13 protein-coding genes are annotated in these 11,793 nt (G+C 38.5%); 7 read left to right on the top strand and 6 right to left on the bottom strand.

All coding sequences use genetic code 11. The features are described from left to right. Positions 1-108 precede the first annotated feature (108 nt). From E5S68_RS06565 to E5S68_RS06585, 5 genes are all read left to right on the top strand, one after another. The gene (locus E5S68_RS06565; RefSeq protein WP_135782829.1) at positions 109-846 is read left to right on the top strand and encodes a response regulator transcription factor; all 738 of its coding nucleotides are present in this window, start codon (positions 109-111) and stop codon (positions 844-846) included. Beyond that, a complete protein-coding gene (locus E5S68_RS06570; protein WP_135782830.1) occupies positions 843-2,180 on the top strand; it encodes a sensor histidine kinase in 1,338 nt (445 codons plus the stop codon). The genes E5S68_RS06565 and E5S68_RS06570 overlap by 4 nt, the downstream gene beginning before the upstream one ends. A 200-nt stretch (positions 2,181-2,380) precedes the next feature. Continuing rightward, positions 2,381-3,130, top strand: coding sequence for an amino acid transporter (locus E5S68_RS06575; protein ID WP_135782831.1), 750 nt, complete (start codon positions 2,381-2,383; stop codon positions 3,128-3,130). 53 nt (positions 3,131-3,183) lie between these two features. Further along, complete coding sequence (locus tag E5S68_RS06580; protein WP_135782832.1) at positions 3,184-4,059, top strand: ABC transporter ATP-binding protein; 876 nt, start codon at positions 3,184-3,186, stop codon at positions 4,057-4,059. A gap of 3 nt (positions 4,060-4,062) precedes the next feature. Beyond that, the gene (locus E5S68_RS06585; protein ID WP_135782833.1) at positions 4,063-4,836 is read left to right on the top strand and encodes a hypothetical protein; all 774 of its coding nucleotides are present in this window, start codon (positions 4,063-4,065) and stop codon (positions 4,834-4,836) included. Between the two features lie 127 nt (positions 4,837-4,963). Here the strand turns inward: E5S68_RS06585 and trxA are convergent, their stop codons facing one another. The 4 genes from trxA to E5S68_RS06610 form a co-directional block, all read right to left on the bottom strand. Then, entirely contained in the window at positions 4,964-5,278 is a 315-nt protein-coding gene (gene trxA, locus E5S68_RS06590) for a thioredoxin (RefSeq protein ID WP_135782834.1), read from the bottom strand. Positions 5,279-5,290: 12 nt separating this feature from the next. Continuing rightward, complete coding sequence (locus E5S68_RS06595) at positions 5,291-5,515, bottom strand: DUF4649 family protein (RefSeq protein ID WP_003010037.1); 225 nt, start codon at positions 5,513-5,515, stop codon at positions 5,291-5,293. 438 nt (positions 5,516-5,953) lie between these two features. Then, a complete protein-coding gene (gene rpsO / locus E5S68_RS06600) occupies positions 5,954-6,223 on the bottom strand; it encodes a 30S ribosomal protein S15 (RefSeq protein ID WP_009732177.1) in 270 nt (89 codons plus the stop codon). A 175-nt stretch (positions 6,224-6,398) separates the two neighbouring features. Then, positions 6,399-7,127 (bottom strand): pseudouridine synthase, encoded by a 729-nt coding sequence (locus E5S68_RS06610; RefSeq protein ID WP_135782835.1) that lies wholly within the window; start codon positions 7,125-7,127, stop codon positions 6,399-6,401. A 172-nt stretch (positions 7,128-7,299) separates the two neighbouring features. Between E5S68_RS06610 and def the strand changes: the two genes are divergently transcribed. Further along, positions 7,300-7,914, top strand: coding sequence for a peptide deformylase (def, locus tag E5S68_RS06615; RefSeq protein WP_135782836.1), 615 nt, complete (start codon positions 7,300-7,302; stop codon positions 7,912-7,914). 28 nt (positions 7,915-7,942) lie between these two features. Here the strand turns inward: def and E5S68_RS06620 are convergent, their stop codons facing one another. Further along, positions 7,943-8,794 carry a mechanosensitive ion channel family protein gene (locus tag E5S68_RS06620; RefSeq protein ID WP_135782837.1) on the bottom strand — a complete coding sequence of 284 codons (852 nt, stop codon included), beginning with the start codon at positions 8,792-8,794 and terminating at the stop codon, positions 7,943-7,945. 148 nt (positions 8,795-8,942) lie between these two features. Here E5S68_RS06620 and sstT point away from each other — a divergent pair, with 148 nt between their 5' ends. Further along, complete coding sequence (gene sstT / locus E5S68_RS06625; RefSeq protein WP_135782838.1) at positions 8,943-10,160, top strand: serine/threonine transporter SstT; 1,218 nt, start codon at positions 8,943-8,945, stop codon at positions 10,158-10,160. Between the two features lie 154 nt (positions 10,161-10,314). On the opposite strand, the gene E5S68_RS06630 is transcribed toward sstT, so the two are convergent. Next, entirely contained in the window at positions 10,315-11,733 is a 1,419-nt protein-coding gene (locus E5S68_RS06630; protein ID WP_135782839.1) for a C69 family dipeptidase, read from the bottom strand. Positions 11,734-11,793: the final 60 nt, after the last annotated feature.

An 11,793-nucleotide genomic window follows, 5' to 3' on the forward strand; every position in this document is an offset into this window, starting at 1 on the left:
AGAAACCATATTCGATAAACAAACAGTGTCTTCAAAGACAAGTTAAAGAGAAAATATGACTGATTTTTTTCTAGGATGAAAGGATCAATAGGTTCAGAAGGGAGAAATATGCTAAATATCTTTGTATTAGAAGATGATTTTCTACAACAAACACGTATTGAAACAGCAATCAAGAAATGTATGACAGATCATCATCTAAAGTATAAATACTTAGAGGTATTTGGGAAGCCAACACAATTGTTAGAGGCCATCAAAGAGACAGGAAATCACCAATTCTTTTTTTTAGATATTGAAATTAAAGGGGAAGAAAAAAAAGGAATGGAAATTGCGCGTGAGATTCGTGAAAAAGATCCTAGCGCTTCAATCGTATTCGTAACGACTCACTCAGCATTCATGCCCGTTACCTATCGTTATCGCGTCTCCGCTTTGGATTTTATTGATAAAGGATTAAATGATCAGGATTATCAGGAAGCGATCTCATCTGTTTTGATACATGCTGCTGAGAACGTCAATAAAACAATAGGGGAGGATTCCTTCAGCTTTAAATCAGAGCATTCCCAGATTCAAGTCCCTTTCTCAGATATTCTATATTTTGAGACATCTTCGACCGTTCATAAGGTCGTTTTAACAACTAAAAAAGGACACATGGAATTTTATGGTAAAGTCTCAGATATTGCTAAAACCGACAAGCGACTTTACCAAAGTCATCGAGCTTACGTCGTAAATCCAGAGAATGTCGTGCGTATTGATAAAGTAAATCATATTGTTTATTTTGAAAACGATGAATCATGCTTTGTATCACGTTTAAAACTGAAAGGGCTAGTTGAAAAGGTAGATAAAAAATGACTCTAGAGTTTGAAGGAATATTTTTAGTTTCTTGGATATTTAGAATAGTGATTCTATCTTATGTTACTAATCAAAAAATAAATTTATATTATCTTTTACTTCCGTTTATTTTTCTAGGAATTTATATTATAAATTATGATATTGTTTTTTGGGGGGAGATTTTCTTATTGCCCCTGTCATTAATTATTGTTAAGAAAAGATTTAATTGGAATTGGTCTCAATATATCTTTTATAGTTTTTTTCCATTTGTCATTTTTGAAATTTTTTCAAATTTTGCTAACTTATACGATCGTTTTTTATTTAGATTATCTGCAGCTCAATGGTATAATTTTTTTTGGTCTTCTTGGATTGACTATTGTCTTGGATTTTTATTTTGCTTTGGATTCTTTAAGTTATTACTGATAGATTTCAAAGTAATAAGTGAAGAATTGAATAGACAAATGAATTTTAAGAAACAGGTCTCATTGTTCTGCTACTCTCTTATATTTTACGTAATGTCAGTATATTTACTGGATAATCTTATACATCTTACAGAACATGGTTATATTGTTAGTTCTATCGATTTTGTATATTTAAGAAGAAATATTTTGATTATATATCTTATTTTTACAATTGGAATTATTTTCAAAATGAATGATCAAGCTAAGAAAAATAAAGAAAAAGAGCTTCAGGAAAGTAAGGATAATCAATTAAAAAATCTTACTTCATATAGTCATCATATTGAATCGCTATATAAAGAAATTAGAAGTTTTCGTCATGATTATACAAATATATTAGTCAGCTTAAATGAATCGATAAAGAAAAGAGATATAGATGGGGTAGAGAGGATCTATAATGCCGTACTGAAAGAGTCTGATAAATCCTTTTACAATAGTCAATACGACATTGCTAAACTTGTTCATTTAAAAAACCTAGCAATGAAATCGGTTGTATCTGCAAAATTGATTGAAGCACAAAATCGAGGAATTGATGTCTCTGTAGAAATAGCTGAACCTATCGGAACTCCTCAAATAGATCTAATCGATTTTATTACGATACTATCTGTCTTTTTAGATAATGCCATAGAAGCTGCAGTTAATGCAGAAGCTCCAAGAATTAGTTTTACTTATTTTCAAGAGAATGAAAATAAAATTTTAGTCATCTATAATACCACTGCTGACTATAAGATCCCTACTAAAAATATTTTCCAATATGGAGTCTCAACCAAAGGAGAGGGACGAGGTATCGGTCTTTCTAATGTCAAACAAATCCTTTCCAAATATCCTAAAGTCACTTTAGAAACAAAAAGTATAGATCATGAATTTACTCATGAATTAAAGATGCACGAAGGATAACTTTAAAACTAGAATAAATGGTCTGTTTTTTATAATTCCATTCATTATAAAAAACAGACCATTTATTAGATTGATCATTTCTTTTATTAAATTTGAAATATACTGTTGTGTGTAAGAACTTAGAAAACGAAAACCAAGTTACAATTGTTTAGTGAACTCACCCACATTCTGTTTATGATTATAGTTAGGAGAACTAGCCCATGTATAATAGATTAACAAGCTCTGTCTTTCAGTCTATCTTGAAAAGGAGAGATACGAAGATCTTCTTATCCTTTTGTCTATTACCTATCCTTGTTCCATTTTTGGCAGGAAATATGGAAGATATGAAAACCGACTATACAAATAGTTTTTTATCTTTCTTTGATATCACTCTTTTAACACAGTATCGTTTAACAATCCCAGTACTCATTTTTTCCATATTGATTTCTTCCGTTTTTAGAGATGAAATTGATAGCAAGATCATGTTTTTATACAAAGATATTAAGCGTTCTAAAATTTTCAACGCAAAAATACTCGGACTATTTTTAGTTTATATCCTCTATTTATTTGGAACTTTTTTTGCAACTTTCATTACTTATTATGGCATTATGTTACCTAGATTTGGAGTTGATTCTAACTTCTTACCTTCAAGCTCGATTTTAGTAGAGAAATCTATCTTGTCAATTCTTTCTGTGGTTTTACTTAATCTTATAACAACCGTCATGGTTGCGATGGTTTCCATCAAATCTAAGACCTTAGTGGCTGTTTTAGTAGGAATCTTCTTCACTTTATTTGCCTTCACAGCTCCCTTACTGATTGGAGTAAAGTATGTGATTCCAACCACTTATGCAAATGCTTTACAAGCAGGTGAGTTCGGTTTAACGCTGTTAATCATCATTGGCTTGTCTTGCATTTACTTCTTACCTAGCTATTTCTCAGCTAGAAAGAATTTTGAAAGAATAGAGTTTTAAAAAGAGCAAGCTGACTCATTTATTATTTATAAAAATTGGAAAGGAAACTAGATATGCTAAAAATTGAAAGTATTTCAAAAAAATTTGTTGGGAATGATTTTTATTCGCTAAAAGATGTCAGTATGGAAATCAATAAGGGTGAGATTGTCGGTTTGATTGGTAAAAATGGTGCGGGTAAATCGACACTCATGAAGCTGATGGCAAAATCACTAAAACCAACTTCTGGACTTATTACCTATAATGGGATCGATATTCATAGTAAAGACAATGTATTAACAGACTTTGGTATTATGATCGATCCAGTATTCTACCCAGAAATGTCCGTTATTGATAACTTAAAATTTTATCTACGTTTACATGGGAAAGAGGAGCTTTTTTCAAATATTGAACCAACTCTGAAATTGGTAGAACTATGGGAAGCTAGAAATAGAAAACCAAAAGGATTTTCTTTTGGTATGAAGCAAAGGACAGCCTTGGCAATTGCTTTGGTTGCCGAACCAGACTTCCTTATTCTAGATGAACCATTCGTTGGACTAGATCCGATTGGTGTTCAGAAATTAATTGATATTTTGAAAAAATGGTCTAATGAGAGACAAATTTCAATGCTTATTTCTAGCCACCAATTAGGAGAGCTAGAAGCCTTGTGTGAACGTTATGTCTATATTGAGGCAGGGCAGTTAGCAGACGCTTTTGACGGTGCAGCTTGTCCTAGTTTGCTTGTGTACTTGAAGGAGACTAAGAATCTTGAAGGAATTCAGTCTTTATTAAGTGATGACGTCATTCTAGAAGGCAGCGTTTTAGACATTTCGACAAACATATCCTCTGAACAGGTTAATGAGATTTTTAAAATATTAGGAAATCATACCTTGATTGAGAAGATAGAGGTGAAAGAGAACCACCTAAAAGAGATCTTTACGAAAGGACAGTAACATATGAAACAAATCTTACCTGCCATTTTCACATCTGTCTGGAAGCGTAAAGAAACCAAGATTTACCTGCTGTTCGTTTTATTTCCAGTTATCTTTCTTCTAGCTTCCTTTTTTGGAAAATCTAATTTCATGCAAATTTCCGTAATAGGAGATAATAGAGTAAGTGGGATAGCCTTTCTAGATATGATGATCAGTTCAGCAGATTCATTTATCTTACCTACTCTTGCAATCTATTTCTTAACAATTTCTGTCTTTAGACGAGAGATAGATGATCATACTATGTTCCTATATAGAGATTTAAGCCGTAAGAACATATTTTTTTCAAAATATCTTAGTTTACTCTCAATCTTGGTACTATTTTATATTCTATTTACTTGTGTTTCTACAACAGTCTATTTTACCAGGGTCGTTCAGTTTCCTTTTGCGTCGAATACCTTTTTTGATAACGATTTATCTATTACTTTATCAACTCTAGAGGATATTTTTGGAATCTTTTTAAAAGACATTTTTTCAGTAACTGTCGCCTCTGTGTTATGCCTTTATTTAAAAACAGGCTCAACAATAGTGGTAGCTATTATTTTAACAATTGCAAGCATGATGACTTCCATGATTGGTGGAGTTGTTGCAATGCTTTTCCCGAATGGATATAACAGATTGCTTAATGACGACATTTTGTCCACTCCACAAGCATTCTTGGGAGCACTGGGCATTACCATCGTCTATGCCTTTATTCTCCTAATCATTGGTTCTAAAAAGTTTCAAAATTTGGAGTTTTGATGTGACAGGACTTGACCTGCTACCTATAATCTAATGACGTATACCCTGTCTACAATGTACGATTGAAAGATACACGTTTCTCTTTATCATCAAAAAAAGATTGGAACATAGCTCCAATCTTTTTTTCTTACCTCAACTCAGCCACAATGGCCTTGATTTGCTCTGCTGTGTGTACACCTGCTACTTGTTTGACAACCTGTCCATCTTTTTTGAAGAGCAAGGTTGGGATGGACATAATGCCGAAAGCACGCGCTGTTTCAGGATTTTCGTCCACATCCATTTTCAGGATTTTTAATTCATCTTCCGAAAATTCTTGGGATAATTTTTCTAGGATAGGAGCTTGCATGCGACATGGACCACACCAGGTCGCCCAGAAGTCTACCAAGACCAATCCTTCTTTCGTTTCTGCTTCAAATGTTGCGTCTGTAATTGCTTTTGCCATTGTTTTTCTCCTTTAGTTTTTGTATTGATCCAGGTCTTGCTTCATCAAATAGAAGAAGACATCTCCGTAAGTTCCGTGGTAATCGAGTTCGTGCCCATTATAGGTCAATTTTTGTACAGGATAGTAATCCGCTACACCAATCAAGCAAGTCTGTTGGGAGCGTTCAAACTCTTCATAGGAATCAAAATGCATAACTCTTTCTTGCTTTGCACCATCTAGATATGTAATATCAATCATTCCTGTCACCTCTTTTCTAATTTATGACTACATTGTAACTATAATGATTACAACTGTCAATCAAAACGACTTGCTTAGTTGAAGAAATTCTGTTCGATAGCTAAAAGCTAACAAAAAGGCCTCTGAATACAGAAAGCTCTATTCTTGCTGGATAAAACGTTTCTAGACAAGGCACCGAACCGAAGATTGTACTGACGGTACATCGAGGCGAAGTGACAAAAAATAAAAAAGCTACTCAACTAGAGTAGCCTTATTTTCAAGATATGCTCAATCGAACACGACCTAAGCACTTGGCAAAAATAACAGCCCCCTGAATCCAGAGAGCTGTTTTGAGCTCGGGCTAAAATCCTAGTGAAAAAGATGAAACTCCTTGTGTTCATCGAACACTGTGTCGTTTCCCTATTTTCATACGGATTTTTGGCGCCCTTAGCATCATGATTAACGACGAAGTCCAAGAGAGTTAATCAACTCACGGTAACGGTTAACGTCGTTGGTACGAAGGTAAGCCAACAAGTTACGACGGCGACCAATTTTCTTCATCAAACCACGGTAAGTAGCGTGGTCTTTTTTGTGTTGTTTGATGTGGTCGTTCAAGTGGTTGATTTCCCAAGTAAGGACAGCAACTTGTACTTCTACTGAACCAGTGTCACCTTCGTGACGTGCGTATTGTGCAATGATTTCATTTTTTTTCTCTTTTGAGATTGCCATGATAAGCTCCTTTTCTTTATGCTCTATCCGAGTGGCAGGTTTGGCATAGCCTGCTACCAAGAAAGAGTTAGTTGTCTATTCGACCTATTCATTCTACCAAGATTTCATCTTTCTGTCAAACACTTCTACTTTTTCCAACAGAGTTCTTCAAACCCAAGACTACCATGACTTCTCATTATAGGTTGACTCGAAAGTCAGTTAAGAGCCCTATTTCTTCTACTGTCAATCTACGCCACTCCCCCAATTCGAGACTAGGATTCAAGTTCAATGGCCCCATGGAAATCCGCTCGAGATCGGTGACTTCTTTGCCACAAGCTGCGACCATGCGTTTGACCTGGTGGAATTTTCCTTCAGCGATGCGGATCTGAACCAAGCAACTATTGGCTTCTTGATCAACCTCCAAAATTTCCAACTCAGCTGGCAGTGTGGTGAAATCCTTCAAGACGATTCCTTCTTTGAAACGGTCAACATCTTCCTGGGTCATGATGCCAGCTACTTGGGCACGATAGAGTTTATCCACATGCTTCTTAGGTGATAACATAGCGTGGGCTAGCTTGCCATTATTGGTCAAGAGGAGTAAGCCGTGAGTATCGATATCAAGGCGTCCGACAGGAAAGACTTCCTTATGACGGGCCGTGTCATCTAGCAAATCTAACACAGTTTGATGGTGATCATCTTCAGTCGCTGAAATGACCCCCTTGGGTTTATTGAGCAGATAGTAGACAAACTCCTCATGCAGGAGCTTTTCTCCCAGATAGGTTACCTGATCTGTGTCTGGATCAATGTGAACTTTGGCAGATGTCTCAACCTTCCCATTGACCTGAATTTTTTTCTGCTTGAGAACTTGCTTGACTTCTGTCCGACTTCCCACACCACAATCTACTAAAAATTTGTCTAGACGCATCTTCTTCTCCTTTATCCTTCTTTTCATTATATCATGAACTGGTCCTGGATTCTCTCATTACTTTAGACCACTTTCCGTTCAGTCCACTCGCAATCATTGGATAAATAGGAAACTTTCATTCTGGGGGGAATTATGATATGATGGATTTTAGAAAAAAGGAGTGAATGAGAACATGTCTGCAATCGAAACCATTACAAAAGCTGCCCATCTAATTGATATGAACGATATTATCCGTGAAGGTCACCCAACCCTACGAGCTATTGCTGAGGAAGTTACTTTCCCTCTGTCAGACCAAGAGCTCATTCTAGGAGAAAAAATGATGCAGTTCTTGCACCATTCACAGGATCCTGTCATGGCAGAAAAATTGGGTCTTCGAGGAGGAGTCGGACTAGCGGCTCCTCAGTTAGATATTTCTAAGCGCATCATCGCTGTCCTCGTCCCAAATCCAGAGGACGAAGAAGGAAATCCTCCAAAAGAAGCATACTCCATTCAAGAAGTCATGTACAACCCTAAAATTGTCTCCCACTCTGTACAAGATGCAGCTCTTGGAGATGGTGAAGGTTGTCTTTCTGTAGATCGTAATGTTCCCGGGTATGTGGTTCGCCATGCACGCGTGACAGTAGACTACTTTGATAAAACAGGGGAAAAACACCGCATCAAACTTAAAGGTTACAACTCCATCGTTGTCCAACACGAGATTGACCACATTAATGGCGTTATGTTCTACGATCGGATCAATCCGAAAGATCCTTTCGCTGTCAAAGATGGCATGCTTATTTTAGAATAAGAAAAAAAGACCGATGGGTCTTTTTTTCTTAGGGTGTGACAGAGAAAGTTGTTGGAATCTCAATCCCATTTTGTAAGAGGGCATCATGATAGAGTTTGTAATAAAGGTGGTAAATGGCAATTTGACTTCCTGATTGGACCATCATGGCGACACGGAAGGAATAGCGACCCGTTCCCTTTTCGATTTGTGGTCCTAAAATCGTCGGACCATCTAAGATTTCTGGATGTTTCTGTGCTTGTTCATCGTTGACTTGCTGGAAGATTTGATAAATCTTATCCAGATCTGTCTGAGCTGAAATTGGCATATCGATGAGAACGCGCTGGTTGCCTCGAGAGAGATTGCTGACAACCATGATATTGCGATTGGGCACATAATGCAAGGTCCCATCCGCATCCCGCACCTGGGTCGTCCGAATGCCCACACTAGAAACAGTTCCAGCAATGGTGATAGGACCATTTGTCAAACGAACAGTATCCCCGACGTCTATCTGTCGTTCCAGAAGGATAAAGAAGCCATTAACTAAGTCAGAGAGGAAGCCCTGAGCTCCCAAACCGATGGCAACCCCTGCGATTCCAGCACCCGCCAAAAGACTTGAGACTGGCAAGCCCAAAATAGAAAGAATCCAATAAATCAGAATAAAATAGAGGCCGTAATTTAACAGACTTTCTACCAGACGTAAGATAGTTTTTTTACGAGATTCATCCTGACCTACATAATTCAAAGACGCTTTTAAAATGCGTTTCACTAAACTGTGGACCAGTTTTTTTGCAATATAAAACAAGACAAATAAAATAGCTAAGGAAATTACTTTTGAAACCAGGTCATCCATGATCTTGGTCCAATCAAATTGATTCACATAACGGGAAATAACATTCTTCATTCCTTCTAATAGTCTCCTTCTCTCTTCTAATGGTTTGATTATATCAAATTTTAGGCTATTGAACCAGCGCCCTTATTGAAACAACCATTGATTTTAAGCTCTTACTATCGTATAATGGACGGTAAACTTTTCAAATAAGGAGGTTCTTATGGTCAAACGAATCATTCGCGCTTGGAACAAAACTAATCTCATGAAACGAATTGCAATCGGAATCTTAGTCGGAGCCCTCTTAGCTCTGCTTCTTCCTCAAGCATCTGCAATTGGTCTATTAGGGGAAATCTTTGTAGGAGGCTTGCGGGCAATTGCTCCTCTTTTAGTCTTCGCACTTGTCGCTAACGCCCTCTCCCAGCACCAAAAGGGAACCCAAACCAATATGAAATCGGTCATCAGCCTCTATCTTTTGGGAACTTTTGCGGCAGCCCTGGTAGCAGTCCTGGTGAACTATCTATTTCCTATTACCATTTCTTTAACGGGAACTAGTGCTGAAGGAACTTCTCCCGATGGACTAGGGGAAGTCATCAGCAACCTTCTTTTAAAAATCGTGGACAATCCCCTCAATGCCCTTATCCAGGCTAATTATATCGGGATTTTATCCTGGGCAGTAGTCTTTGGGATTGCCATGAGAGAAGCCAGTGAACATAGTAAGGACCTTCTTCAAACCCTGGCTGATATCACTTCCAAGATTGTCGAATGGATTATCAACCTAGCTCCATTTGGAATTCTTGGTTTGGTCTACAAAACGATTGCAGGGCAAGGGTTTGCTGGTCTGAAAAGCTACGGAATTCTCTTACTTCTATTAGTTGGAACCATGTTTTTCGTTGCCCTGGTCATCAATCCCTTGATTGCTTTCATCATGATTCGCAAGAATCCTTACCCACTTGTCTTTAAATGTTTACGAGTAAGTGGATTAACTGCCTTCTTTACTCGAAGTTCCGCTGCTAACATTCCTGTTAATATGAAGCTCTGTAAGGAACTAGGGCTCAATCCAGACACCTACTCCGTCTCTATTCCTCTAGGCTCTACTATCAATATGGCAGGAGCTGCTGTTACAATTAATACCTTGACCCTAGCTGCTGTCAATACCCAAGGGATTCAGGTCGACTTTGGAACGGCCCTCGTCCTCAGCGTCGTAGCCGCTATCTCAGCTTGTGGCGCTTCTGGAGTGGCCGGAGGGTCTCTACTTTTGATCCCAGTTGCTTGTAGCCTTTTTGGTATCGGTAATGATATCGCTATGCAAGTCGTTAGTGTCGGCTTCATTATTGGGGTTATCCAAGATTCTTGCGAAACAGCCCTCAACTCGTCCACCGATGTTCTTTTTACAGCCATTTCTGAAATGAAAGATTGGCCAAAAGAAAAACGCTATTAATTCAGAAAAACCAGATCACACGATCTGGTCTTTTTCTTTTTTCATAAAGTAGCTTTTGCTTTCCCTAAACATCGGAGACGAAAGAGCGAATAAAGCAATTAGATGATAGTTACGTTTTCAGAAGTTTCCATGAAAATTCCCCAGCAATCCCCAACTAGTCACTCAAAGAGAAACGGTTGGTCATCAAGTTGCTTGCATCTAATAAGACCTTATCCAACAAGCGATCCGTCGCTTCTTGAATCTGATCACTCATGGCCTGATTTTCTTTTTCAAAGTCAACGATATCCCCTGCTGCCAAGGCTTGATCCACTCGTCCAATCCGGGCATGTCCAAGGGCCATAGTGCTTTCTTGGTAATCTTCTAAATCTCCAACATGATGACTATAGTGGGCATCTGCCAGACCAGCAATAATTCGATTGGTCCAATAGAAGGAATTCGTCGTCACTTTTTCTGTCGTGTTGGCAAAATAATCCGGTGTCGTATCTACCTGCGTAAAGAAAGGAACGGCCGTATTGAAAGGCATAGACCCATAGCAAAGCCATTGAATTCCTGTTGTTTCTTGAGGACGATTTGGTCGCAATTGGAGAATAGCCGTCTGGCTAGTCCGGTTGATGCCAATGGTACGGAAGGTCCGACGACTATGAGCATCCCCTTCTGAACCATAGGGATCATAAGCTGAATCCTGATAGTGACTGCTAAGGACATATTTGACATCTTCAATCGTAATTTTGCGATAAGGTTTTTGACACCAAGGAAGGAAGAAGGATCGAGGATCTTGCTCCACTTCTGGGTTGAGGAAACGTTGAATATCCCAAGCACGTGGTGTGTTGTAATGACGGTCCTTGTCTCGTTGGCTCCCAAAAGCATAACGAGGGTTAAAGGACGAACCGTCAAAATCCAAGGCCAAGTGATGGCGTTCCACAAAATCTTTCAAATCTGGATCACATAAAAACTCTTCTGGGCGATTAAACTCAAAGCGATCACTCCCCAATTGATTGGGATTGGTCACATAGGCGTCGTCTGGTACGCGACGTGCCATCCAGTGATGACCTCCGATGGTTTCCAACCACCAGATTTCATTGACATCGCTGATAGCCACCCCATTAGATTCATAGGTCCCGTATTCCTCCAGAATTTCCCCCAAGCGAAGAACACCTTCCCGGGCAGTCTGGACATAAGGAAGGACCAAGGTCAGCATGTCTTCCTCTCCAATGCCGCTTTCCACAAGAGGATCCGCTCCCAAGACCCGGCTATTGGTTGTAATGGTCTCGGTTTCACTCATGGCTACATTGTACCGATTGATTCCTGCTTCTCCCCAGATGCCATCTTTTGGAATGGCATCTGGCACTGCTGTGTAGCGAACAGGGTTATCTGGCAGCTCTATCTCAAAAGGAGATAGGACTGACCGATAATGACGAGGTTGATCCTCTGGTTGAACGACGATAAATTTCTTAGGGGTAAACACTCCATTTTGAGAGTCTTCCGTGCGAGCTACAATCGTTGAACCATCATAGCTGGCATCTTTTCCGACGAGTATAGTAGTACAAGAATCTGACGAACGATTAGGGGTCATAAGCTTTCCTTCTTTCCGTTTAAACTGACTGTATTATAGCAAAAAGCGTGCCTGATTAAA

It is taken from the genome of Streptococcus rubneri (assembly GCF_004785935.1).
Lineage (GTDB): Bacteria > Bacillota > Bacilli > Lactobacillales > Streptococcaceae > Streptococcus > Streptococcus rubneri.

Excerpts from the sequence above, each read along its gene's own strand:
- E5S68_RS06565 (WP_135782829.1), top strand. The coding sequence starts at position 109 with ATGCTAAATATCTTTGTATTAGAAGATGATTTTCTACAACAAACACGT.
- E5S68_RS06570 (WP_135782830.1), top strand. The coding sequence starts at position 843 with ATGACTCTAGAGTTTGAAGGAATATTTTTAGTTTCTTGGATATTTAGA.
- E5S68_RS06575 (WP_135782831.1), top strand. The coding sequence starts at position 2,381 with ATGTATAATAGATTAACAAGCTCTGTCTTTCAGTCTATCTTGAAAAGG.
- E5S68_RS06580 (WP_135782832.1), top strand. The coding sequence starts at position 3,184 with ATGCTAAAAATTGAAAGTATTTCAAAAAAATTTGTTGGGAATGATTTT.
- E5S68_RS06585 (WP_135782833.1), top strand. The coding sequence starts at position 4,063 with ATGAAACAAATCTTACCTGCCATTTTCACATCTGTCTGGAAGCGTAAA.
- trxA (WP_135782834.1), bottom strand. The coding sequence starts at position 5,278 with ATGGCAAAAGCAATTACAGACGCAACATTTGAAGCAGAAACGAAAGAA.
- E5S68_RS06595 (WP_003010037.1), bottom strand. The coding sequence starts at position 5,515 with ATGATTGATATTACATATCTAGATGGTGCAAAGCAAGAAAGAGTTATG.
- rpsO (WP_009732177.1), bottom strand. The coding sequence starts at position 6,223 with ATGGCAATCTCAAAAGAGAAAAAAAATGAAATCATTGCACAATACGCA.
- E5S68_RS06610 (WP_135782835.1), bottom strand. The coding sequence starts at position 7,127 with ATGCGTCTAGACAAATTTTTAGTAGATTGTGGTGTGGGAAGTCGGACA.
- def (WP_135782836.1), top strand. The coding sequence starts at position 7,300 with ATGTCTGCAATCGAAACCATTACAAAAGCTGCCCATCTAATTGATATG.
- E5S68_RS06620 (WP_135782837.1), bottom strand. The coding sequence starts at position 8,794 with ATGAAGAATGTTATTTCCCGTTATGTGAATCAATTTGATTGGACCAAG.
- sstT (WP_135782838.1), top strand. The coding sequence starts at position 8,943 with ATGGTCAAACGAATCATTCGCGCTTGGAACAAAACTAATCTCATGAAA.
- E5S68_RS06630 (WP_135782839.1), bottom strand. The coding sequence starts at position 11,733 with ATGACCCCTAATCGTTCGTCAGATTCTTGTACTACTATACTCGTCGGA.